The organism is Serratia sp. PL7 (assembly GCF_945957435.1).
In genome coordinates this window covers 102,932-125,235 of the sequence record NZ_CAMFLB010000001.1, presented here as the reverse complement: position 1 = coordinate 125,235, position 22,304 = coordinate 102,932, and the positions used below count along the sequence as shown (strand labels likewise).

Below are 22,304 nucleotides of genomic sequence, written 5' to 3'. Positions count from 1 at the left end.
CTTTATTGTTGTCCAGTTTGCGCCGGGGCGCCAGCGCCGTTAGAATTCGCGGCATCCCTTGAATTTCGAGCCATTGACCGTGAATCACGCCCCCATCCAAACCGCAACGCTAACCTGGAACGAACAGGGTACACCTGTTTCGAAACAGTTTGATGACGTCTATTTTTCCAATCAGGATGGGCTGGAAGAAACCCGCTACGTCTTCCTGCACGGCAATCGGCTGCCGCAACGTTTCGCCACCCACCCGCGTCCGTTGTTGGTGGTGGCGGAAACCGGGTTCGGCACCGGGCTCAATTTCCTCACGCTGTGGCAGGCCTTCGCCGGCTTCCGCCAGGCCGAGCCGGACGCCGCGCTGCAACGCCTGCACTTTATCAGCTTCGAAAAATTCCCCCTGCAGCAGGCTGACCTGGCGGCGGCGCATGCGCGCTGGCCGGAGCTGGCGCCTTATGCCGACGAGCTGCGCGCCCAATGGCCGCTGCCGCTACCGGGCTGCCATCGTCTGCTGCTGGCCGAAGGCCGCATTACGCTCGATCTGTGGTTCGGCGACGTCAACGACCTGCTGCCGCAGTTTGACGCCAGCATGAATAACCAGGTGGATGCCTGGTTCCTCGACGGTTTCGCGCCGGCAAAAAATCCCGACATGTGGACCGATCAACTGTTCGCCGCCATGGCGCGTTTCGCCCGGCCGGGAGGCAGCTTCGCCACCTTTACCGCCGCCGGCTTTGTGCGCCGTGGCTTGCAACAGGCCGGTTTTCAGGTCAACCGCTGCAAAGGCTTCGGCCAAAAGCGTGAGATGCTCGCCGGCGAGCTCCCGGCCGATGCGCAGCCCGCCGTACATCCGGCGCCCTGGTATCGGCGCCCGGCGGCGGACAACACCGCCGACATCGCCCTGATCGGCGGCGGCGTCGCCAGCGCGCTCACCGCGCTGGCCTTGCTGCGGCGCGGTGCCACCGTCACGCTGTACTGCGCCGATGAGCAGGCGGCGGAGGGGGCATCCGGCAATCGCCAGGGGGCGATTTATCCGTTGCTGAACGGCAGCGGCGACGCGCTGGAGAGCTTCTTCAGCGCCGCGTTTCCCTTCGCCCGCCGCCAGTACGACGCGCTGTTGCAACAAGGCGTCGCCTTTGATCATCAGTGGTGCGGCGTCAGCCAGTTGGCCTATGACGACAAGAGCGGCGCCAAGATCGCCAATATGCTGAAAACCGACTGGCCGCAGGCCTTGGCGATGGCGGCCGACCGCGAGACGCTCAGCGGACTGTGCGGCGTCGATACCGGCTTTGGCGGCATCACCTACCCCCAAGGCGGTTGGCTCTGTCCGGCCGAGCTGACGCGCGGCGTTCTCGCGCTGGCGCAGCGCCAGGGCTTGGTCTGCCACTACCGGCACGATGCACAGAGGCTGACGCAGGAAGAAAACGGCTGGCGCATCGACTTCGCCCACGGCGAAAGCCGCAGCCATGCGACGGTGATCCTGGCCAATGGCCATCGGCTGGCCGAACTGGCGCCGACGGAAGCCCTGCCGCTGTATTCGGTACGCGGACAGGTGTCGCATATCCCAAGCTCGCCGGCCCTCGGTCAATTGAAACAGGTCTTGTGTTACGACGGCTACCTGACGCCGGTTAATGCCAACAACGGCCACCACTGCATTGGCGCCAGCTACCAGCGCGGCGACATCACCACCGACTACCGCGAGCAGGAGCAACAGGAAAACCGTGAACGCCTGCTGCGCTGCCTGCCGGAGCAGGCCTGGCCGCAGCAGGTGGACGTCAGCGCTCATCAGGCGCGCTGCGGCGTGCGCAGCGCCACCCGCGATCATTTGCCGATGGTCGGCGCGCTGCCGGACTATCAGGCCACGTTGACGCAGTATCAGGATTTGCAGCGGCAGAACCAGCGCGGCGAAACCGTCGCCGATGCGCCGGTCTATCCCGGCCTGTTCGCTATCGGTGGGTTGGGATCGCGCGGGCTGTGTTCGGCGCCGCTGGCGGCGGAAATTCTGGCGGCGCAGCTGTTCGGCGAACCGTTACCGGGCGACGCGCGCCTGCTGGCGGCGTTGAATCCGAATCGAATGTGGGTGCGAAAGTTACTGAAAGGACGTGCGGTTTAATTCATGGATGAGGGGCGCGGCGACGCGCCCCGGCATGGCGGTCAGGCGGCAGGGGTGGCAGCCTGATAGAGGTTTTCCCACATGCCGCGCACCAAAATCTGATCCGGCGGCGAGAGTTCCCCAGCGGCGATCGCCTTGTGCAGGCTCTCTTCCACCCGCGCTTTCAGCGCTTCGGCAGTATGCTCGCCCTGCTCTTCCGCTTCGGCCACCGCCAGCGTCAGATGACCGCGCAGGTAGCCACCGGCAAACAGTTCATCATCGCTGGCGTGCTCTACCATGTCATCAATCAGCGCCAAAATGCGCGCTTCAAATTCTGCGATCATCAAATTTCCTCATTAAATAACGGGCTGTGGCGTCAGTTGAGATCTTCCGGATACGGAAAATGCTCGGCCGCCAGCGGTGGCGTATTGTAGAACGATTGCAACGCCTGAATAAAGCGCGCAGGCCGTGTGGGTATTCCCTGCTCCAGTAGCATCAATACCCGGGCGCGCACCTTGCGCTGGAACGCGATGCGATCCGGCTCGCAGTCGCCGTTCAGGTTGTCGCAGCTGACGTTGAACGGGAAACCGGCCGCCACGCAGAACATCCATTCCAGCGCCTGCGGTTTGATCTCCACCGCTTCGAATTCACTCTGGGTTTGCGCGTCGCGCCCGTCCGGGCAATACCAGTAACCGAAGTCCACCAGTTGGCGGCGCGCTTCACCGGCGATGCACCAGTGCGAGATTTCATGCAGGCCGCTGGCGTAGAAGCCGTGGGCGAACACGATGCGGTGATACGGCAATTCGTCGTCGGCCGGCAGGTAGATAGGTTCGTCGTCGCCCTTCACCAGGCGGGTGTTGTAGTCATCGCTGAAGCACCGATTGAAGATCTCGATCAACTGCTCATAGTGATGGCGGGTCTGCATGTCTGACATAAAAACTCTATAACCACAAAAATAAAGAGGCCATTATACCCGATAAGACAGGGCGCGTAAGCAACGCCCCCTCTTCATCTTTAACCGTGCACCAAGGCGGTCAACCACTGCTGAATTTCCGCGCCGTGATTGTCGTACAGCAGCTTGAGGCTCATCACCAGCGAGACGATCACGATCATCGGCCGAATCAATTTCTGGCCGCGGGTCAGCACCATGTGCGCGCCCAAACGCGCCCCCAGCACCTGCCCCACCAACATCACCAGACCAATGCTCCACACCACCTTGCCGCCGATGATGAACAGCGCCAGCCCGCCGACGTTGGAGGTAAAGTTCAGCACCTTAGCGTGCGCCGTGGACTTGGCGAGGTTGAAACCGCACAGCGTCACGTAGGCCAGCGCGTAGAATGACCCGGCGCCGGGGCCGAAGAAACCGTCGTAAAACCCGACGCAACCGCCGGCCACCAGCCCGAACGGCAAGGCCCCGAGACGGCGTTGACGATCTTCCTCACCCAGTCGCGGCATCAACAAGAAATAGAGACCGATGCCGATCACCAGCAGCGGCAACATCTGCCGCAGCAAATCGGCGCGCATATGCTGCACCAAAATGGCGCCGGCGATCGAGCCGATCAGCGTCAGAAAAATCGTCAGCTTCTGGTCGTTGAGGTTCACCGCTCGCCGACGAATGAAGTACAGACTGGCGGAGAAGGAGCCGCCGACCGACTGCAACTTATTGGTCGCCAGCGCCTGCGCCGGAGGAACCCCCACCGCCAGCAGGGCCGGCACCGTCAGTAATCCGCCGCCGCCGGCGATGGAGTCGATAAACCCCGCCAACAGCGCTACCGCAAACAACACCCCGAGCATCTCGGGGCCAATGACGAACCAGTCCATGTGTTATTCCGCTGAGAAATGGTGATCCAGCAATGCCTGACAGGTCGGCGGTAACGGCGGCGGCACGGGTTTGCCCGGCTTCGCGTTCGGCTGATGCGGCACGAACCAGCTCGCCAGTTCGGCGCCGCAGCCGTCGCCCGGCGGCGGCGTATCCTGCTCCTGGCACTCCAGGCTGCCGGCCGGACAACGCAGACGCACGTGCATATGCGCACGGTGGCCGAACCACGGCCGCACCTTGTGCAGCCAGGCGCGATCGGCGCCGGCGTCCAGGCACAGACGCTGCTTGATCGCCGGGTTGACGAAGATGCGCGTCACGTCCGCGTCCTGCGCCGCCAGTTTGATCAGCGACTCAATTTGCGGCTGCCATTGGCTCGCCACCACCTGCTTGCCATCCCCTGACACCAGGTCGATCGGCTGCGGTTTGAGCAATTGCTGCGCGCTCCAGCGTTGGCGCGGCAACTGCAGCCAGATGTCAACGTCGAGCCCCGACTGGTGGCTGGCGTGGCCGCTGCTGAAGCGCCCACCGGCCGGCATCGCCATGTCGCCGATCAGCACCGTGCCCAGTGCTTTCTGGTTCGCTTGGCTGCTGAGGCGCTGTATGAACGCCAGCAGATCCGGATGGCCGAAATAGCGGCGCTGGTCGGTACGCATCACCTGGTAGTCCGGTGAATTCAGCGGCAATGGCTGCGCGCCGATGACGCAGCCGTTGGCGAAACCGCCCACCGCCTGCGGCGCGCCGGCCACCGGATGGTCGATTTTCTGCCACGGCGTCAGCGCCATGGCGGAAGCGGAGGCCGTCAAGGCCACCAGGCCCAACATCCAGTTTTTCATGGCGATTACCAGCGAGGTACGTCGGAAACCACATCACCGTTTTGCGCACGCTGGCGCAGCAGGTGATCCATCAACACGATTGCCATCATCGCTTCGGCGATCGGCACGGCGCGGATGCCCACGCACGGATCGTGGCGACCGCGGGTCACCATTTCCACCGCTTCGCCCTGGCGATTGATGGTGCGGCCCGGTACCATGATGCTGGAGGTCGGCTTCAGCGCCAGATGCGCGATCACCGGTTGGCCGCTGCTGATGCCGCCGAGAATGCCGCCGGCATGGTTGCTCTGGAAGCCTTCCGGGGTGATTTCATCGCGGTTTTCGCTGCCGCGTTTGGTCACGACAGCAAATCCGTCACCGATCTCCACGCCTTTCACCGCGTTGATGCTCATCAGCGCGTGCGCCAGATCGGCGTCGAGGCGATCAAACACCGGCTCGCCCAGGCCAACCGGCACGTTCTCCGCAATCACGCTGACCTTGGCGCCAATGGAGTCGCCCTCTTTTTTCAGCGCGCGCATCAGTTCGTCCAGCGCTTCCAGCTTGTCCGGATCCGGGCAGAAGAACGGGTTCTGTTCGACCTGATCCCAGTCTTTCAGCTCACAGGTCACATCGCCGATCTGCGCCAGATAGCCGCGCACCTGCACGCCGAACTTCTGCTGCAGGTATTTCTTGGCGATGGCGCCCGCCGCAACGCGCATGGCGGTTTCGCGCGCCGAAGAGCGGCCACCGCCGCGATAGTCGCGCAGACCGTATTTCTGTTCGTAGGTGTAATCGGCATGCCCCGGACGGAACACGTCTTTGATGGCGCTGTAGTCTTGCGAGCGCTGATCGGTGTTTTCAATGATCAGACCGATGCTGGTACCGGTGGTCACGCCTTCGAATACGCCGGAGAGAATGCGCACCTGATCCGGTTCGCGACGCTGGGTGGTGTAACGCGAGGTGCCCGGACGACGACGATCCAGATCGTGTTGCAAATCGGCTTCGGTGAGCGGAATGCCGGGCGGTACGCCATCGACGATACAACCCAGCGCCACCCCGTGAGATTCACCGAAGGTGGTGACGCGGAAAATCTGCCCAATACTGTTTCCTGCCATCACGGCTCCTTACCGTTAGTCTTTTATCGTTATGAGGCCCGCCGTGCGGGCCCTGGAAATGCGGTTTAGCTGCGATAGAGGCTGAAGTGATCCTTGCAATCCACCAGCTGCTGTTTGGTCAGCATGAACACGCCGTCGCCGCCATTTTCGAATTCCAGCCAGGTGAACGGGATGTCCGGATATTGTTCCATCAGATGTACCATGCTGTTGCCCACTTCACAAATCAGCACGCCGTCGTCGGTCAGGTAGTCCGGCGCGCAGGCCAGGATGCGGCGCACCAGCTTCAGGCCGTCGCTGCCCGCCGCCAGGCCCAGTTCCGGCTCAAAGCGGAACTCCTGCGGCAGATCGGACATGTCTTCCGCATCGACGTACGGCGGGTTGGTGACGATCAGATCGTACTGGATCGCGGGAACGTCGCGGAACAGATCGGAACGGATCGGGATCACCTGATGTTCGACGCCGTGCGCCTGAATATTGCGCTCGGTCACCGCCAGCACTTCGCTGGAGATGTCCACCGCGTCCACTTCCGCTTCCGGGAAAGCGTAGCCACAGGCGATGGCGATGCAGCCGCTGCCGGTGCACATGTCGAGAATATGGCGTGGCGGGTGCGGGATCAGCGCGCTGAAACGATCGTTGATCAGCTCACCGATCGGCGAGCGCGGCACCAACACGCGTTCGTCGACGTAGAATTCCATGCCGCAGAACCAGGCCTTGTTGGTCAGGTAAGCGACCGGGATGCGTTCGTTGACGCGGCGGATCACGCGCTCAACGATGCGATGGCGCTCGCTGGAGGTCAGACGGGCGGTGTGCATGTCCTCCGGAATGTCCAACGGCAGGAACAGGCTTGGCAGCACCAATTGCACCGCTTCGTCCCACGGATTGTCGGTTCCGTGACCATAATAGATATTGGCGGCGTTGAAGCGGCTTACCGTCCAGCGCAGCATATCTTGAATGGTGTGCAGTTCGTTCACTGCTTCGTCGACGAAAATTTTGTCCAATTTGCCCTCCGGCAGGCGCTGTGTTTCATGATTTAGCCGCATAGTTTGCCATGAAGCCCGCGACAAATCACGCGCGCCCCTCGCGCTTTTCACTCTGGCCCGAGTTTTGCGTCGACAGCGCTCATTCACAAGGTAAACTAGCGAAATAAACGATTTCCGGTGAATGAAGCATGAAGAACAAGCCCCCTCTGAGCAAAGACGAACAACAGCTCTTCAGAGAGTCGGTGGCGGGCGCAAAAAAGCTGCGCCAGGACACTATCGTCCACCGCCCGCCGAAGCTCAAGGTCAAACAGGTTGCGCCGCAGCGGCTGCTGCAGGAGCAGGTCGATGCCAGCTATTATTTTTCAGATGAATATCAGCCGCAGCTGGAAGAGGAAGGCCCGACGCGCTACGTGCGCCCCGGCAGCAGCCCGTATGAGCTGAAGAAGCTGCGACGCGGCGATTATTCGCCGGAGCTGTTTCTCGATTTGCACGGCCTGACCCAGCTGCAGGCCAAGCAGGAGCTGGGGGCGTTGATCGCCGCCTGCAAACGCGAGCACGTGCACTGCGCCTGCGTGATGCACGGGCACGGCAAACACATTCTCAAACAGCAAACGCCGCTGTGGCTTGCGCAGCATCCCGACGTGCTGGCGTTCCATCAGGCGCCGAAGGAATGGGGCGGCAACGCCGCCGTCCTGCTGTTGGTGGAGCTGGCAGAATAGCCCCCCGCAGAAACGACTCAGGGCGATGTCAGACATCGCCCTGAGTTTATTCCGCACCGCATCCGCGGCTCACACTTTGGCCATCACCTGCGACGGGCTGACCTGCCATTCAAATTTGCCGTAGCTGCCGTCCGCCGGCAGATCGACGTTAGCGATCGCCGAGGTCGCGAACATCGGCGGGCACTCGCCCGGGCACAGTTCAGCCACCAGGTAGCCCACCAGCGGCAGGTGCGACACGATCAGCACCGAGCTCACCCCTTGCATCGCCAGCGCCTGCAGATAGCTGCCGACCTGTTCGGCGTTGCCGCCCGGCGTCAGCTCGGGCAGCACTTCTTCGCCCTCCGGCAGCGTCAAGGCTTCACGCACCGTCGCCAGCGTCTGTTCGGCCCGCAGATAGGGGCTGACCAGCACGCGTTCAATATCCACAGACTTGGTGTTCAACCAGGCCGCCATCTGACGGGACTCGTCGCGGCCGCACAGGGTAAGGGGCCTTACCGCATCGCTGGCTGCCTCGAGCGCCGCCTCTCCGTGACGCATAATCAAAACTTGCATATTGCACCGCTGTTGTTGACAAAGTAACGCTATACAGAAACGCCGTGCGTGCTGTACCGCCGAGTTTTACAACCCAAAGCCAAAGCTTTAAAACGATAACGCGCCGTCTCTTTATGGCGGCCGGGCATTTTGCCTGAAAGTTTGCCTAAAGAAAATGCTGTTTTTTACAGCAACCCTCCCCTGGCAAACCTCGATTGCTCACAGAACAATCAATTCAACGGGTTAAATTTTAACCTTACCGCCATGAAATTTATTGATGGCGGTCAAGCTAACTTACCGCTGCCTACGCCTTGCTGTACAGCCTCACCGGCTGACGCTGTTACAAGGAGTGATGGCGATCACAACGCGGCCCTGTTGCAACTATAGTGCAAATCGGGCCGCCCTGCGTTCAGCTCCCCAGCGGGTAAAAACGCTCGCCCTGCTGCGCCATGCGCTGCAAGCGTTCGCACGGCGCGAAGTGCTCGCCGTGCTGCTGGCGCAGGTATTCCAACGTTTTCACCACTTTTTCGGCGCCGAGCTGGTCCATATAGCGGAACGGGCCGCCGAGGAACGGCGGGAAGCCGATGCCGAACACCGCGCCGATGTCGCCGTCGCGCGCGCTGCGGATCACGCCTTCATCCAGGCAGCGCGCCGCTTCGTTCAGCATCATCATCACGCAGCGCTGGGCGACGGTCGCCGGCAGCATGTGCGCCTTCGGCGTGACGCCGAGCAACGTATACAATGAGGTATCCGCACGTTTACGCCGCTGCCGCTGCTGCCCTTCGCTCGGGTAAAGATAGAAGCCGCGGCCGTTCTTGCGCCCTTTACGCCCGTCCTTCAGCACCGCATCGAACGCAGCCGGCGCGGCGAAGCGCGGCCCCAGCGCCTCGACCAGCACCGGAATGATCTTGGTGCCGACGTCGATGCCCACTTCGTCCAACAGGGTGATCGGGCCGACCGGGAAACCGAAGTCCACCAGCGCCTTGTCCAGCGACTCCATCGGCTCGCCTTCCAGCAGGCAACGGGCCGCTTCGTTGATGTACGGCGCCAGGATGCGGTTGACATAAAAACCCGCGCTGTCGCCCACCACGATAGCGGTCTTGCCCTGCTTGTGCGCCAGCGCCACGGTGGTCGCGATAGTCTCTTCGCTGGTGCCGGCGTGCGGGATCACTTCCACCAGCGGCATTTTGTCCACCGGGCTAAAGTAGTGCAGACCGATCACCTGCTGCGGCCGCTGGGCTTTTTCGGCGATGTGGCCGATAGGCAACGAGGAAGTATTGGAGGCAAACACGGTATGCGGCGCACAGTTCGCTTCGACCTCGGCCACCATCTTCTGCTTCAGCGCCAGATCCTCAAACACCGCCTCGACCACGATATCCACCTGCTCAAAGCCGGTGTAATTGGTAGAGCCGGAGATCAGCATCATCTGTTTTTGCCGTTCCGCCGGGCGCATGCGCTTGCTGCGTACCCGTTTGCCAAGCACGTCCCAGCTGTATTTCAGCGCGTGATTGATGCCGGTTTCATTAATGTCTTTGATACGAACCGGCAAACCGCCGCGCGTGGCGGTGACGCAGGCGATGCCGCCGCCCATCAGGCCGCCGCCGAGAATGCCGACACGATGCAGGACATGCGGCTTGGCATTGCCGCCCCGCTCTTTTTTCAGCGCAGTGGAGGCGAAGAACAGGCTGCGCAGCGCCGCCGACTGCGGCGTCATCGCCAGTTCGCCAAAGGCGCGCGCTTCGGCTTCATAGCCGCTGGCGCTGCCGTGATCCAGCCCGGTGCGCACTACCTGAATGATGCGTTCCGCCGCCGGGTAGTTGCCGTGGGTTTTCGCCAACGTTTTTTTGCGCACAATGCTGAACAGCAGATTTCTGCCCAGCGGGCCATTGAGCAGGCGATCCTGCCACGGCAGCTCGCGCTGATGCTTCCAGCCCTGTTTCACCCGCTCGATGGCGGTCTGCAACAGGATCGACTGCGGCACGGCGTCGTCCACCAGCCCCATGCGCAGCGCCTGGCGGGCGCGAATGTGCTTGCCGGTCAGGATCATGTCCAGCGCCTTGGCGGCGCCAACCAAGCGCGGCAGGCGCTGAGTGCCGCCGGAGCCCGGCAGCAGGCCCAGCTGCACTTCCGGCAGACCGAGCGCGGTTTTGTCATCCAACGAACAGACGCGGCCGTGGCAGGCCAGTGCCAATTCCAGGCCGCCGCCCAGGCAGGCGCCATGAATGGCGGCCACCACCGGCACCGGGAAGGCGGCGATCTGCGCTAGCGTGCTCTGCCCTTTCTTGGCCAGCGTTTCCGCCTCTTTGGCGCTGGTGCAGGCGGCAATCATGGTGATGTCGGCGCCGGCGATAAACGAGTCCGGCTTGCCGGAAACGATCACCAATCCTTCCAGCGCGGTATGCTGCTGCGCCCGGATCAGCACGTCGTTCACCTGTTCGACGAACTCGGCCTTGAGCGTATTGACCTTATCGCCCGGCACGTCGATGGTGATCACGCCGATGTTGTCGGGGCGAATCGTCAGCTGAAAGGCCGACGGTTTGGCCCGCTGTTCGTGCAATGCGTTTTCGGCACTCATCATTCCACCTCCACGATCATCGCGGCCCCTAACCCGCCGGCGGCGCAGGCGGTGGTCAGGCCCAACCCGCCGCCGCGGCGTTTCAGCTCACGCAACGTCTGGGTGATCATGCGCGCGCCGGTGGCGGCGAATGGGTGGCCATAGGCGATGGAACCGCCCAAGACGTTGAATTTGTCCATGTCCACCTCACCGATCGCCTGGCTGCGGCCAAGCTTCTCGCGGGCGAACGCTTCGCTGGCAAACATCTTCAGGTTGGCCAGCGTTTGCGCAGCGAAGGCTTCATGCATGTCGATGAGCGTCAGATCGGCCAGACCGATGCCGGCGCGATCCAGCGCCAGCGGCGTAGCGTAGGAAGGCCCCAGCAGCATGTCTTCCCACACGTCGATGGCGGCAAAGGCGAAACTGCGTAGATAGCCGAGCGGCTGCAGCCCCAGCTCTTTGGCGCGCGATTCGCTCATCATCAGTACCGCCGCCGCGCCGTCGGTCAACGGCGTGCTGTTGGCCGCAGTGACGCTGCCGTGTTTGCGATCGAACGCCGGTTTCAGCTTGGCGTAGGAAGCCAGGCTGGAGTCTTTGCGGATATTGTTGTCTTCAGAAAGCTGCGCGCGGTAAGGCGGCACGTAGGCCGTCATCACCTCATCGCGCAGCCACCCCTCACGCCAGGCCCTGGCCGCCAGTTCGTGGGAACGGTGCGCCAGCGCATCCTGCGCTTCGCGGGTGATGCCGTGGCTTTTCGCCATTTGCTCAGCGGTATCGCCCATGCGCAGACCGGTGGAATACTCCGCCACCGCCGGCGGCACCGGCATCAGATCGCGGAATTTCAGCCGGCTGAACAGTTTGAGACGCTGCGACAGCGTGCGCGCCTTGTTGACGTCCACCAGCGTGCGCGCCAACGCCTTGCTGACGCCGATCGGCAAGACGGAAGAAGAGTCCGCCCCGCCGGCGATACCGACGCTGATGCTGCCGGCCATGATGCTCTCCGCCACGTTGGCGATCGCCTGGAAGCTGGTGGCGCAGGCACGCGACACGCTGTAAGCGTCGGTATGAACGCTCATACCGGTACCGAGCACGATTTCACGCGCGATGTTCGGCGCCTCGGGCATTTGCACCACCTGGCCGAACACCAGCTGTTCGATCAGCTGCGGATCGATGCCGCTACGCGCCAACAGCTCGCTCACCGCCGTTTTCCCTAAATCCACCGCCGGAATGCCGTGATAGGCAGTTGCCTGTTTGGCAAAGGGGGTACGCAGTCCATTCACAATCGCAATGCGGTCACCATGACGGGTCACCAACGGCAGTGCCTTACTCATAAATGCTCCTGAAGAAAATAACGTCAGCGCAATGGGCAGAAAGAGGTCTGACCTGATGAGGTCATTGTTAACCAAACGGTTACATTTGGCAAACCGGCAGAGATCAAAACTGCGAGCAGGCGCACTTTCTATCGGGGCGGCACGGGGAAGGAAATCCCCGGCGCGCAGCAGGCGGCGCCGGGGGTAAAGCGGGGATTAACGCAGGCCGAGCTGGAAGATCAGGGTTTCCGCCTGGCAGGCGAAGGTGAAATCGGCCTCCAACTGCACGCCACCGTCAACCGGTTTAATGCTACTGCTGATGTCACAAGGATCGGATTCGACCGCGCGCGCCTTTTCGCTCAGGGCGGCCAGCATCGCTTCCGCATCTTGTTGATTACTGAACACCTGGCTGTAGGACGCGGTGCAATCGGTGTTATCCATCACGGTGCCGACATCCACGCAGCAACACGCGGCGGTTTCCTGGGCGCTGCATTTATTAATTGCATCTGACATGATTGGTTCTCCTCAAGGGCCTCTGTTATCAGCCCAAATTGCCGTTTCACTCACCGGCACAAAGCCACAAAATTCTGCGGGTATTTTACGCTTCCACGCCGGCAATCACTAGCACTTACTTTTACTGGGTGTTTTAAGTGATGGAAATCACAAATAAAAATGAGCGTCTGGTAAGGAATGGTAAGAATTTTGTTATTTACCGCTGGCTTTTTGTTAAGCAGATCTCTTTTTTGATATCAGGTTGGAAATATTTCAAAAACAAACTTGCAACATTTTCACAGGTCAGACCTATACTTCAGCCACTGGTCTGATTTGTCTGAACGATAACGGACCCTACAATCCCGCGCTCCTTGTTACTTCGTGTAACAATAGTTTAAATAATAAACACATAATGAGGTTTTGGTCATGAGCCAGAAAAACCTATTGACTAAATCAGCTCTCGCAGCTGCAGTGGCAATTATTTCTTCAAACGTGTCTGCCGCAGGATTCCAGCTGAATGAGTTCTCATCAGCTGGTTTAGGACGTTCGTATTCTGGCGAAGGCGCCATGGCGGATACGGCGGCCTCCGCAAGCCGCAACCCGGCATTGCTGATGATGTATACCCGCCCGGAACTTTCTTTCGGCGCAGTCTTCATCGATCCGGACGTCGATATCAGTGGCCGATCTCCTTCCGGCGCCAGCCTGGATGCGAAAAACATCGCACCGACAGCCTGGGTGCCGAACCTGCATTATGTTCACCCAATTAACGATCAATTCGCCGTAGGCGGCTCGGTCACCAGCAACTTCGGTTTGGCGACCGAATATAACGACGGTTACGCGGCGGGTTCCATGGGCGGCAAAACCGATCTGGAAACCCTGAACCTGAACCTGAGCGGCGCTTATCGCCTGAACAAAAACTTCAGCTTCGGTCTGGGTTTTGACGCCGTCTACGCCAAGGCTAAACTCGAGCGTTACGCCGGCGATCTGCCAAAATTGATCGCCGGTTCAGGCAAATTGCCGCCACAGTTGGCCGGCCCGGTTTCGCAGATCCCGGCAGATACCCAAATTTCTCATCTGAAAGGCGACGAATGGGGCTTCGGCTGGAACGCCGGTATTCTCTACGAAGTGGATGAAAACAACCGTTACGGCTTCACCTATCGCTCAGAAGTGAAAATCGACTTCGACGGCGATTACAAGAGCAGCCTGCCTTCAGCCTTCAACCCGTTGCTGGCCTCTCAAGGTCTTCCGTGGGGCACCAACGGCACCACCATTCCGGGTTCTCTGAGCCTGCACCTGCCGGAAATGTGGGAACTGTCCGGCTATAACAAAGTGGCGCCGCAGTGGGCCATCCACTACAGCCTGGCCTACACCAGTTGGAGCCAGTTCCAGGAGCTGAAAGCCACCGGCAACAACGGCCAGACCCTGTTCCAGAAGCATGAAGGCTTCAAAGACGCTTACCGCATCGCGCTGGGTACCACCTACTTCTACGACGATAACTGGACCTTCCGTACCGGTATCGCCTTCGATGACAGCCCGGTGCCTGCCCAAAACCGTTCGATCTCCATTCCCGATCAGGACCGTTTCTGGCTGAGTGCCGGTACTACCTATGCGTTCAACAAAGACGCCTCGGTCGACGTCGGCGTGTCCTACATGCACGGCCAGAAAGTCACCATCAACGAAGGTCCTTATACCTTCACCTCCGAAGGCAAGGCCTGGCTGTACGGCGCCAACTTCAACTACCGCTTCTAATCTCACTTGAGATGGATGCCAAAGCGCCCCCTGGGGCGCTTTTTCTTTGCCTGTCGCTCGCGCGGGCATAAAAAAACCCGCCTGACGGCGGGTTTTCATTGGCATAATGCCCGGGATTACTGCGAGTCGATCTCGTCCAGTTCGCCCTGAATCGCCTTGGCGTTCGGGTTCTCTTCCGGCTTGAGCGAACCGCCGTTGGCGATGAAATCGTGGCGCTGGAAGTAAGCTTCGCGCACCATGATGTAAGGATCGGAGGAATTGCGCAGCAGACCGTCGGAATCCAGCAGTTGAGCGCGGGTTTCGATACCCTCGACCACCCATTTGCCCGCCGACATCCAGAAGGTCAGGTAGCTCAGCATCGGATACAGCGTATCCGCAAAGTCGCCACCTTCGTCACGCAGCGTGAAGCTGCCGTAGCCCGGCAACATCACGTACGGGCCGTAACCCACATCGTAATGCCCCAACGTGCTGCCGAAGCGATTCGGCTCTTCGCGCGCCAGTTTCGGGTTGGCCATGCCGGCCACGTCGATCAGGCCGCCCATCCCGAGTAGGGTGTTCAGGAAGAAACGGTTGAAGTGGATCATCCCGCGGTAAGGATCGCCCTTCAGGAAGGCGTTGACCATGCTGGCCGGCTCTTCCAGGTTGGAGGTGAAGTTGCTGATGCCGTTACGCGCCGGCATCGGCACGTAGTCACGCCAGGCCACCGCGACCGGACGCAAGATATAAGGATCCAGGACGTTGTAGTTGAAGTCGAACATCGTCCGGTTAAATCCTTCCAGAGGATCAGAACGCCCTTGCGGCTCATTGTCTGGCGCGCTGGCACAGCCCACCAGTAATGCCGCTGCGAATGCCACCCCAGTCAGGCGAAAGTTCATATTTTTCTCCATAAAAACACGTTCGGTCTTATTTTTCAGGGACCTGCTTGTTTATCTGAACGCTAACCTGCTCTTTACCGCTGAATGTCTGCAGCGAGCTTTCGCCGAACCAGTCCCCCGGTTGCGGCGTGGCCAATCCGTCCTGTGAGAGGCGCACACGCACCTGCACCTGATGCTGCGCCGAGAGCAGACGCTCGGGCATCATGGCGTTGCTGTCATCCAGTGAGAAAGACAGCGGAAAACGGCTCAACGGCAATTGTTTTACTGCGACCGGCACCGGGCTGACGCCGTCGGTCACCGAGATAACCAGCGTCCCCTGCGGCGGCATGGCTTTCACCGCCTGCGGTGACAGCGCAACGGTCACATTCAGTTTAACAGTTTCTCCGCCGGCCTGGGCTTTTGCTTGTGCAATACTGCGCTTTATCACTTCCGCGCGCGGATCGTTGGCCGGCAGCAGCTGCAGCATCACTTGCCAGGCGCCAATCGCCTGTTTGAAATCGCCCTGTTCGAAGGCATTGAACGCCAACAGGCTGAGCACCCGCGGATCGCTGTGGTTTTCCGCGATCATGCGCCGCAACAGCTGCGTCGCCTGCTTGTTATCCTCCGGATCGTTGGAGCGCGTCAAGACCTCGGCATAGCCGAGCCGCACTTCCAGACTATTCGGATCCAATTGATAAGCATGAGCAAAGGCCTGCGTGGCGGTAGTGGCATTGTTCAACGCCATGCCGACGCGCCCCAGCATCATCCAGTCGTTGATATTGCGATCGTCCTGCTGCAGCGCGGTGCGCAGCCCCAGTCCGAGACGGGCAATCTCTTCCATGCTCAGCGGTTTGGCGCGCTCGTTGGCGACGCGCTCGCGCAATTCCGGCATTTGTGCCTGCACCAGACGCCAGTCCAGCACCTGTGCCAACCCGCCGGTTTTCAGATAAAAGCCAACGGTCACCGCCAGTAATAACAGCACGCCCGGCGCCAGCGCCCAGCGGTTGATCGGCTTCGCCTGCGCCATCTGCTCGGCCGGGATGTCGTTCAACAGGTTCTGTTGCAGCTCTTTGACCAGTTCCGGGCGCTCGGCCACCACGCCCTGCTGCTCATCCTGCTCCAGCTCGCTGAGGCGATCCTGATAAAACGCCTTGTTCAACGCATCGCGCGTGGCGGCGCTCTGCTTGCCGTGGCGCATCGCCGGCACCACCAGCAACGCGGCGGCGCCGGCCAACAACACGCAAATAATCAGCCAAAAAGCCATTAGGGTTTCTTCCTGTCAGTCTCTTGCAACAGCGCCGCCAGGCGCTGCCGTTCCCGTTCGGAGAATGCATCATCCGCCGCCGCATCGGGCCGCCGACGGGTGCGCAGGATCACCACCGCCCCGCCGATCAATACGAACAGCAGCGGGCCGATCCACAAGATCAGCGTCGCCGGCGTTACCGGCGGCTCGTAGGTGACGAAGTTGCCATAACGCGCCACCATGTAATCGATGATCTGCTGCTTGTTTTGCCCCTGCATCATCAGTTCGTACACCTTGGTGCGCATGTCGGCGGCGATGATGGCGTTGGAATCGGCAATGCTGTTGTTTTGACATTTCGGGCAGCGCAGCTGTTCGGTCAACTCGCGATACTGCTGCTCTTGCTCGACGGAGTTGAAGCGATAGGTATCGATCGCCGCGGCGGCGCTCCAGCTCAGCAGTGCGGCACACAGCAGAACAATCAGCCTCATGCCTCACCCCCGTACTTTTTATACAGCGGCAGCACTTCCTGCTGCCAGACGCGCTCGTTCATGTCGCCGGCGTGGCGATAGCGAATGATCCCCTGGCCGTCGATAAGGAAGGTCTCAGGCGCGCCGTACACCCCGAGATCCAACCCCAGCATGCCGTCGCCGTCGTACAGGCTGAGCGCATAGGGATTGCCGAGGGAATTCAGCCAGGTCACCGCCTTGGCACGATCGTCTTTATAGTTCAGACCGACCACCCGCACGCCGCGCGCCGCCAGCGTATTGAGATACTGGTGCTCCGCGCGGCAGGTCGGGCACCAGGTGGCCCAGACGTTGAGCAATATCGGCTTGCCGTCGCGCAGCACCGCCTGATCGTAGGTTTTGCCGGGCTGATCCAGCGATTCCAGCCTGAAGGTCGGCACCGGTTTGCCGATCAGCGCCGACTCCAGCATGGTCGGATCTTCGCCGCCGGCGTTGCGCGTCAGTTGCACCATCAGGGCCGCCACCAGCAGCAGGAAGAGCACCAACGGGATAAACAGCAGCTTACGCTTCATGATTGCGCCTCCAGCTTGCCTTCACGCTTGAGCTTTTTGCTCATGCGATAACGCGGGTCGAGAATGCACAGCAGGCCGCCGATCGCCATAAAGACGCCACCGAACCAGATCCAGCGCACGAAGGGTTTATAATACAGGCGCACCGCCCAGGAGCCATCTTCCAGCTCCTCACCCAGCGCCGCGTACAGATCGCGGCTGAACCCGCCGTCGATCGCCGCCTCGGTCATCATGCTGCGCGCCACGCTGTAGTAGCGTTTCTCCGCATGCAGCGTCGCCTCCGGCTTGCCGTTGCGCGTCACGTCGATGATACCGACGCCGCCGCTGTAATTCGGGCCGCGGATGTCGTGCACGTCGCGGAACACGAAATGATAATTGTGGATATCCACGCTGTCGCCGGCCTTCATCCGCACGTCGCGCTCCACGCTGTAATTCTGGCTGAAGGCGATGCCGATCACCGTCACCGCCACGCCGAGGTGGCCGAGCACCATGCCCCAGTGGCTGCGGGACAGCTGCCGCAGGCCGCGCCAGAAACCGTGACGATGGGTGGCGCGCTCATGCAGCTCCATCAGCGTCAGGATGATCACCCACAGCGCCATGATCAGGCCCACCACCGTCATGCCGGCGATGCTGTCCTGCAGCAGCCACGGCAGCAGAATCGACAGCACCAGCGTCGCCAGCAGCGCTACGCCGAGGCGCCGCCACAGCTTGCGCGGCTCATCGCGGCGCCAGCGCACCAGCGGCCCAATGCCCAACAGCAGCGCCAGCGGCGCCATCAGCCAGGTGAACATGGTATTGAAGAACGGCTCGCCGATCGAAATGCTGCCCAGCCCCAGCTGTTTGTGCACCAGCGGCAGCAGCGTGCCCAACAGCACCACCAGCATGGCGGCGATCAGCAGCACGTTATTGCCCAGCAGGAAGGTCTCGCGCGAGAAGGTCTCGTGCTGTACACGGCTACGCACCTGGCCGCCCTTGACCGCGTACAGCAGCAGCGAACCGCCGATGACGATCACCAGATAGGCGAGAATAAACATGCCGCGCGCCGGGTCGGAGGCGAAGGAGTGCACCGAGACCAGCACGCCGGAGCGCACCAGGAAGGTGCCCAGCAGGCACAGCGAGAAGGCGGTGATCGCCAGCAGCACCGTCCAGGCTTTGAACGTGCCGCGTTTCTCGGTCACCGCCAGCGAATGCATCAGCGCGGTGCCGGCCAGCCACGGCATAAAGGAGGCGTTCTCCACCGGATCCCAGAACCACCAACCGCCCCAGCCCAACTCATAGTAGGCCCAGGCCGATCCGAGCACGATGCCCAGCGTGAGGAACACCCAGGCGGCGGTAGTCCACGGGCGTGACCAGCGCGCCCAGGCGGTGTCGAGCCGGCCGGCCATCAACGAGGCGATGGCGAACGCGAAGGCGACCGAGAAGCCGACATAGCCCATGTACAGCAGCGGCGGGTGGAAAATCAGGCCGATATCCTGCAGCAGCGGGTTGAGATCGCTGCCGTCGATCGGGAAGTTCGGCAGCGTGCGGGTGAACGGGTTGGAGGTCATGATGATGAACAGCAGGAAACCGGCGGTGATCATGCCCATCACCGACAGCACCCGCGCCACCGCGTCCTGCGGCATCGCCCGGCTGCACAACGCCACCGCCAGCGACCAGCAACTCAGCAGCAGCACCCACAGCAGCAGCGAACCTTCGTGCGCCCCCCAGGTGGCGGCGATGCGGTAATACACCGGCAGTTGGGTATTGGAGTTGGTGGCCACGTAGGCGACGGTAAAGTCGTTGACCACGAAGGCATGCACCAGGCACAGGAACGCCAGCGCAATCGCCGCGAACATGCCATAGGTCAGCGGCCGGGCCACCGCCATCATGCGGCTGTCCTGCCGCGCCGCGCCCCACTGCGGGTAGATGCTCAGCAACAGCGCGATCGCCAGCGCCAGGCACAGCAGAAAACTGCCCAGTTCCGGCATCATGACTTGGCACCCTCCGCCTGCGGCGCGTTATACGCTTCCGCCGGCCCTTTGTGATTCTCTTTCATCGCGTCGGCCACTTCTGGCGGCGTGTATTTCTCGTCGTGCTTGGCCAGCACTTCGCGCGCATTGACCACGTTGCCCTCGCCCAGCACGCCCTGCGCCACCACGCCCTGCCCTTCGCGGAACAGGTCCGGCAGAATGCCAGTGTAGGTCACGCCGATCGCGCCGCGCGCGTCGTAAATCTTGAAGCTGACCTGCAGCGTATTGGGATCGCGTTTCACCGAGCCGGGCATCACCATGCCGCCGATACGCAGCCGCTGGCCGACCTCGGGCTTCTCATGATTTTCGCCCTTGCCCTGCAGGATTTCACCCGGGGTATAGAACAGATCGATGTTGGAGCGCAGCGCGTACAGCATCAGGGTTGCGGTCAGCGCAATGCCGATCAGCACAACGATCGCCAGATAAAGGCGGCTTTTACGACGTGGATTCACAATGATTTCTCCCGCGGTGCGGCGGATTTTTGTTTTGATTGTTGCGCATGGCGAATGCGCCGCTCGCGCGCCTGACGGCGGCCGATCTCGGCGAGCAACTGCCGCCGCTGCCAGACGGTGTGTGCCACCAGCCCCAACAGCGAAATCAGCGTGACGGCGACCGCCAGCCAGACATAGAAGGCATAACCGCCCATGGCGAAAAACGCCGGCCAGGAATCGAATGCGGCATTCATGACTGACGCTCCTTATTCACCAGCCCGGCAACCCACGGGCGCTGGCGCTCCTGGAACAGAATCAAATTGCGCAGACGCATCAGCGTCAACGTAACGAACAACAGTAGATAGCCGAGGATCGCCCAGCGCAGCGGGGTGCGCATACTTGGCGCGATGGATTGCTGCATGTTGGTCGAGCCCTGATGCAGCGTATTCCACCATTCGACGGAGAAATGGATGATCGGAATGTTCACCACGCCCACCAGCACCAGAATGCCGGCGGCCCGGCCCGCCAGGCGGCGGTCTTCGAAAGCGTTATACAGCGCGATGACGCCCATATAAAGGAACAGCAGCACCAGCTCGGAGGTCAGCCGCGCGTCCCACACCCACCAGGTGCCCCACATCGGCTTGCCCCAGGCGGAGCCGGTCACCAGCGCGATAAAGGTGAACACCGCGCCGATCGGCGCCATCGCCGCCACCACGGTATCGGACATTTTCATCTGCCACACCAGGCCGATAAACGCCGCCACCGCCATCGAGGCATAGATGCCCATCGACCACATGGCCGCCGGCACGTGAATATAAATGATGCGGAAGCTGTCGCCCTGCTGATAATCCTTCGGCGCGAAACCAAAGCCCCATGCCCAGCCAAGCAGCAGGCAGGCCGCCGCCGCCAGCCCCAGCCAGGGGGTAAAGCGGCCGCAGACGTGATACAGCCGTTCAGGCCGCGCCAGTTGATGTAACCATTTCCACATTGTCGTCAGTGCTCACGGTAATTTTTATGCGTCGGCCGCCCCGAGCGATCGAAACGGCGAAAATCTTCTGCAGGGTACGCTCTTGTCGGCCTTGCCCCATCTGTTCATTCAATACGTTAGCTAGTGCACGCTCACTCGCAGCGCCGCTGCGGTGGCAAACGGTGCCAATGTCACGCTGCCCGCCAGCATCGCACCGAGTATCGCCAGGTAACCGTCGATCGGCATGCCCATCGAGGCGGCGTCGATCGCGCCGGTGGCGAAGATCAGCACCGGGATATACAGCGGCAGCACCAGCAGGCTGAGCAGCACGCCCCCTTTGCGCAAACCGACGGTCAACCCCACGCCGATAGCGCCGATCAGGCTCAGCGTCGGCGTGCCGAGCAGCAGCGTACCCGCCACCGCCAGCCAGGTTTGCATATCGAGCGACAACAGCAGCGCCACCAGCGGCGACAGGATCAGCAGCGGCAATCCCGTCACGACCCAGTGAGCACACACTTTGCCCAGCACCGTCATCGGCAGCGGCGTCGGCAGCAGCAACAGCTGCTCCAGCGATCCGTCGAGAAAGTCGTCGCGAAACAGCCGCTCCAGCGACAGCAGCGAGGCCAGCAGCGCCGCCACCCACACGATGCCCGGCGCAATGCGCGCCAGCAGCTGCGGTTCAGGGCCAATCCCCAGCGGGAACAGCGTGATCACAATCAGGAAAAACCACAGCGGGTTGACGATCTCCGACCCTTTACGGCAGGCGATCTTCAATTCGCGACGCACCAGAGTCAAAAACATCACAAACTCCCCGCGTCGTGTTCCGCCAAACGAATTTTGCCCACCGTTTGGCTGACGCCGGCCAAATCCTGATGCGTGGTCAACAATACCATGCCGCCCCGCTGCGCATGTTGTTCAAAAAGGCTAATCAACTCGGCCACGCCCTGTTTATCGATCGCCGTCAAGGGTTCATCGAGGATCCACAGCGGCGCCGCGCTGAGCCACAATCGCGCCAGCGCCACCCGCCGCTGCTGCCCGGCCGAAAGCTGCGCCACCGGCAGATCCTCGTACCCCACCAACCCGACCTGCTCCAGCGCGTGCCAGATGGCCTGATGCTCGGCCGCGCCGCGCACCGCCTGATAAAACTGCAGATTTTCGAAGGGTGTCAATACGGCTTTGATGCCAGGTTGATGGCCGATAAACAGCAAATCTTGCTGATACGCCGCGCGATCGCGCAGCGTGTTGCGCCCGCGCCAGCACACCTCACCGCCGTCCGGCCGCGCCAAACCGGCGAGGATGCGCAGCAAACTGGTCTTGCCCGCGCCGTTCGGCCCTTCTACCTGAATGATATCGCCCGGCTGAACTGAAAAGCTTAGCTCGCTAAACAGGATGCGCTCATCGCGCACGCAACTCAGACTTTTGGCTTCCAGCATCAGGGAACTCATATTTTTCTTTGGGATAGCGAATCATAGCATAAGCCTTTCCCCACACGCAGCCTGCGGCGGGCGCGCCGAGGGGCCAATATGGCGAGCAGGATCAAGAATGCGTGGAAAAAATCGGCGGATTTTAACTCTTGTTACCTTTTTCTGTATTTCGCCGCATTTTGGCC

Annotated in this window: 23 protein-coding genes; 3 read left to right on the top strand and 20 right to left on the bottom strand. The window is 61.4% G+C overall.

The genetic code is table 11. The features are described from left to right. The first annotated feature begins 79 nt into the window (after positions 1-79). Positions 80-2,101, top strand: coding sequence for a bifunctional tRNA (5-methylaminomethyl-2-thiouridine)(34)-methyltransferase MnmD/FAD-dependent 5-carboxymethylaminomethyl-2-thiouridine(34) oxidoreductase MnmC (gene mnmC, locus N6G83_RS00655; protein ID WP_164063905.1), 2,022 nt, complete (start codon positions 80-82; stop codon positions 2,099-2,101). A 41-nt stretch (positions 2,102-2,142) separates the two neighbouring features. On the opposite strand, the gene N6G83_RS00650 is transcribed toward mnmC, so the two are convergent. The 6 genes from N6G83_RS00650 to prmB form a co-directional block, all read right to left on the bottom strand. Further along, on the bottom strand, positions 2,143-2,424 hold the full coding sequence (locus tag N6G83_RS00650) for a YfcL family protein (RefSeq protein ID WP_016926855.1): 282 nt from the start codon (positions 2,422-2,424) through the stop codon (positions 2,143-2,145). Between the two features lie 32 nt (positions 2,425-2,456). Then, entirely contained in the window at positions 2,457-3,014 is a 558-nt protein-coding gene (locus N6G83_RS00645) for an elongation factor P hydroxylase (protein WP_043140178.1), read from the bottom strand. An 80-nt stretch (positions 3,015-3,094) separates the two neighbouring features. After that, positions 3,095-3,901, bottom strand: a complete 807-nt coding sequence (locus tag N6G83_RS00640) for a sulfite exporter TauE/SafE family protein (protein WP_025303718.1) — start codon at positions 3,899-3,901, stop codon at positions 3,095-3,097. Between the two features lie 3 nt (positions 3,902-3,904). Then, positions 3,905-4,732, bottom strand: a complete 828-nt coding sequence (gene mepA / locus N6G83_RS00635) for a penicillin-insensitive murein endopeptidase (RefSeq protein WP_043140182.1) — start codon at positions 4,730-4,732, stop codon at positions 3,905-3,907. 5 nt (positions 4,733-4,737) lie between these two features. Further along, positions 4,738-5,823, bottom strand: a complete 1,086-nt coding sequence (gene aroC / locus N6G83_RS00630; RefSeq protein WP_004936219.1) for a chorismate synthase — start codon at positions 5,821-5,823, stop codon at positions 4,738-4,740. A gap of 65 nt (positions 5,824-5,888) precedes the next feature. Next, a complete protein-coding gene (gene prmB / locus N6G83_RS00625) occupies positions 5,889-6,821 on the bottom strand; it encodes a 50S ribosomal protein L3 N(5)-glutamine methyltransferase (protein ID WP_025160157.1) in 933 nt (310 codons plus the stop codon). 170 nt (positions 6,822-6,991) lie between these two features. On the opposite strand from prmB, the gene smrB reads away from it, so the two are divergent. After that, positions 6,992-7,522: an endonuclease SmrB gene (gene smrB / locus N6G83_RS00620; RefSeq protein WP_025303720.1), complete on the top strand. Its 531-nt coding sequence runs from the start codon at positions 6,992-6,994 to the stop codon at positions 7,520-7,522. 69 nt (positions 7,523-7,591) lie between these two features. On the opposite strand, the gene sixA is transcribed toward smrB, so the two are convergent. The 4 genes from sixA to N6G83_RS00600 form a co-directional block, all read right to left on the bottom strand. Beyond that, positions 7,592-8,074, bottom strand: a complete 483-nt coding sequence (gene sixA, locus N6G83_RS00615) for a phosphohistidine phosphatase SixA (protein ID WP_004936230.1) — start codon at positions 8,072-8,074, stop codon at positions 7,592-7,594. 388 nt (positions 8,075-8,462) lie between these two features. Next, complete coding sequence (gene fadJ / locus N6G83_RS00610) at positions 8,463-10,628, bottom strand: fatty acid oxidation complex subunit alpha FadJ (protein WP_260515549.1); 2,166 nt, start codon at positions 10,626-10,628, stop codon at positions 8,463-8,465. After that, positions 10,628-11,938: an acetyl-CoA C-acyltransferase FadI gene (gene fadI, locus N6G83_RS00605; RefSeq protein ID WP_025303722.1), complete on the bottom strand. Its 1,311-nt coding sequence runs from the start codon at positions 11,936-11,938 to the stop codon at positions 10,628-10,630. The genes fadJ and fadI overlap by 1 nt, the downstream gene beginning before the upstream one ends. A 195-nt stretch (positions 11,939-12,133) precedes the next feature. Then, on the bottom strand, positions 12,134-12,430 hold the full coding sequence (locus tag N6G83_RS00600) for a YfcZ/YiiS family protein (protein WP_072145088.1): 297 nt from the start codon (positions 12,428-12,430) through the stop codon (positions 12,134-12,136). Positions 12,431-12,835: 405 nt separating this feature from the next. Between N6G83_RS00600 and fadL the strand changes: the two genes are divergently transcribed. After that, positions 12,836-14,158 (top strand): long-chain fatty acid transporter FadL, encoded by a 1,323-nt coding sequence (gene fadL, locus N6G83_RS00595; RefSeq protein ID WP_004936243.1) that lies wholly within the window; start codon positions 12,836-12,838, stop codon positions 14,156-14,158. Between the two features lie 116 nt (positions 14,159-14,274). Here the strand turns inward: fadL and mlaA are convergent, their stop codons facing one another. The 10 genes from mlaA to ccmA form a co-directional block, all read right to left on the bottom strand. Then, entirely contained in the window at positions 14,275-15,033 is a 759-nt protein-coding gene (gene mlaA / locus N6G83_RS00590) for a phospholipid-binding lipoprotein MlaA (protein WP_025303725.1), read from the bottom strand. 28 nt (positions 15,034-15,061) lie between these two features. Continuing rightward, a complete protein-coding gene (gene ccmI, locus N6G83_RS00585; RefSeq protein WP_260514353.1) occupies positions 15,062-16,276 on the bottom strand; it encodes a c-type cytochrome biogenesis protein CcmI in 1,215 nt (404 codons plus the stop codon). Continuing rightward, positions 16,276-16,743 (bottom strand): cytochrome c-type biogenesis protein CcmH, encoded by a 468-nt coding sequence (locus N6G83_RS00580; RefSeq protein WP_025303727.1) that lies wholly within the window; start codon positions 16,741-16,743, stop codon positions 16,276-16,278. The genes ccmI and N6G83_RS00580 overlap by 1 nt, the downstream gene beginning before the upstream one ends. Continuing rightward, positions 16,740-17,291, bottom strand: coding sequence for a DsbE family thiol:disulfide interchange protein (locus tag N6G83_RS00575; protein ID WP_015378623.1), 552 nt, complete (start codon positions 17,289-17,291; stop codon positions 16,740-16,742). Before N6G83_RS00575 ends, N6G83_RS00580 begins: the two co-directional genes overlap by 4 nt. Further along, positions 17,288-19,258, bottom strand: coding sequence for a heme lyase CcmF/NrfE family subunit (locus N6G83_RS00570; RefSeq protein WP_025303728.1), 1,971 nt, complete (start codon positions 19,256-19,258; stop codon positions 17,288-17,290). The genes N6G83_RS00575 and N6G83_RS00570 overlap by 4 nt, the downstream gene beginning before the upstream one ends. Beyond that, positions 19,255-19,749: a cytochrome c maturation protein CcmE gene (gene ccmE, locus N6G83_RS00565; RefSeq protein ID WP_004936264.1), complete on the bottom strand. Its 495-nt coding sequence runs from the start codon at positions 19,747-19,749 to the stop codon at positions 19,255-19,257. The genes N6G83_RS00570 and ccmE overlap by 4 nt, the downstream gene beginning before the upstream one ends. Next, positions 19,746-19,982 carry a heme exporter protein CcmD gene (ccmD, locus tag N6G83_RS00560; protein WP_025303729.1) on the bottom strand — a complete coding sequence of 79 codons (237 nt, stop codon included), beginning with the start codon at positions 19,980-19,982 and terminating at the stop codon, positions 19,746-19,748. Before ccmD ends, ccmE begins: the two co-directional genes overlap by 4 nt. Beyond that, complete coding sequence (locus tag N6G83_RS00555) at positions 19,979-20,716, bottom strand: heme ABC transporter permease (RefSeq protein ID WP_025303730.1); 738 nt, start codon at positions 20,714-20,716, stop codon at positions 19,979-19,981. The genes ccmD and N6G83_RS00555 overlap by 4 nt, the downstream gene beginning before the upstream one ends. 120 nt (positions 20,717-20,836) lie before the next feature. Beyond that, positions 20,837-21,496: a heme exporter protein CcmB gene (gene ccmB, locus N6G83_RS00550; RefSeq protein ID WP_025303731.1), complete on the bottom strand. Its 660-nt coding sequence runs from the start codon at positions 21,494-21,496 to the stop codon at positions 20,837-20,839. Further along, positions 21,496-22,128: a cytochrome c biogenesis heme-transporting ATPase CcmA gene (gene ccmA, locus N6G83_RS00545; RefSeq protein WP_197811644.1), complete on the bottom strand. Its 633-nt coding sequence runs from the start codon at positions 22,126-22,128 to the stop codon at positions 21,496-21,498. The genes ccmB and ccmA overlap by 1 nt, the downstream gene beginning before the upstream one ends. Between the last annotated feature and the right edge of the window lie 176 nt (positions 22,129-22,304).

Excerpts from the sequence above, each read along its gene's own strand:
- fadL (WP_004936243.1), top strand. The coding sequence starts at position 12,836 with ATGAGCCAGAAAAACCTATTGACTAAATCAGCTCTCGCAGCTGCAGTG.
- ccmB (WP_025303731.1), bottom strand. The coding sequence starts at position 21,496 with ATGTTTTTGACTCTGGTGCGTCGCGAATTGAAGATCGCCTGCCGTAAA.
- sixA (WP_004936230.1), bottom strand. The coding sequence starts at position 8,074 with ATGCAAGTTTTGATTATGCGTCACGGAGAGGCGGCGCTCGAGGCAGCC.
- N6G83_RS00640 (WP_025303718.1), bottom strand. The coding sequence starts at position 3,901 with ATGGACTGGTTCGTCATTGGCCCCGAGATGCTCGGGGTGTTGTTTGCG.
- ccmD (WP_025303729.1), bottom strand. The coding sequence starts at position 19,982 with ATGAATGCCGCATTCGATTCCTGGCCGGCGTTTTTCGCCATGGGCGGT.
- N6G83_RS00645 (WP_043140178.1), bottom strand. The coding sequence starts at position 3,014 with ATGTCAGACATGCAGACCCGCCATCACTATGAGCAGTTGATCGAGATC.
- N6G83_RS00570 (WP_025303728.1), bottom strand. The coding sequence starts at position 19,258 with ATGATGCCGGAACTGGGCAGTTTTCTGCTGTGCCTGGCGCTGGCGATC.
- smrB (WP_025303720.1), top strand. The coding sequence starts at position 6,992 with ATGAAGAACAAGCCCCCTCTGAGCAAAGACGAACAACAGCTCTTCAGA.
- mepA (WP_043140182.1), bottom strand. The coding sequence starts at position 4,732 with ATGAAAAACTGGATGTTGGGCCTGGTGGCCTTGACGGCCTCCGCTTCC.
- N6G83_RS00575 (WP_015378623.1), bottom strand. The coding sequence starts at position 17,291 with ATGAAGCGTAAGCTGCTGTTTATCCCGTTGGTGCTCTTCCTGCTGCTG.
- N6G83_RS00650 (WP_016926855.1), bottom strand. The coding sequence starts at position 2,424 with ATGATCGCAGAATTTGAAGCGCGCATTTTGGCGCTGATTGATGACATG.
- N6G83_RS00555 (WP_025303730.1), bottom strand. The coding sequence starts at position 20,716 with ATGTGGAAATGGTTACATCAACTGGCGCGGCCTGAACGGCTGTATCAC.
- fadI (WP_025303722.1), bottom strand. The coding sequence starts at position 11,938 with ATGAGTAAGGCACTGCCGTTGGTGACCCGTCATGGTGACCGCATTGCG.
- mlaA (WP_025303725.1), bottom strand. The coding sequence starts at position 15,033 with ATGAACTTTCGCCTGACTGGGGTGGCATTCGCAGCGGCATTACTGGTG.
- ccmI (WP_260514353.1), bottom strand. The coding sequence starts at position 16,276 with ATGGCTTTTTGGCTGATTATTTGCGTGTTGTTGGCCGGCGCCGCCGCG.
- ccmA (WP_197811644.1), bottom strand. The coding sequence starts at position 22,128 with ATGCTGGAAGCCAAAAGTCTGAGTTGCGTGCGCGATGAGCGCATCCTG.
- aroC (WP_004936219.1), bottom strand. The coding sequence starts at position 5,823 with ATGGCAGGAAACAGTATTGGGCAGATTTTCCGCGTCACCACCTTCGGT.
- fadJ (WP_260515549.1), bottom strand. The coding sequence starts at position 10,628 with ATGAGTGCCGAAAACGCATTGCACGAACAGCGGGCCAAACCGTCGGCC.
- N6G83_RS00580 (WP_025303727.1), bottom strand. The coding sequence starts at position 16,743 with ATGAGGCTGATTGTTCTGCTGTGTGCCGCACTGCTGAGCTGGAGCGCC.
- N6G83_RS00600 (WP_072145088.1), bottom strand. The coding sequence starts at position 12,430 with ATGTCAGATGCAATTAATAAATGCAGCGCCCAGGAAACCGCCGCGTGT.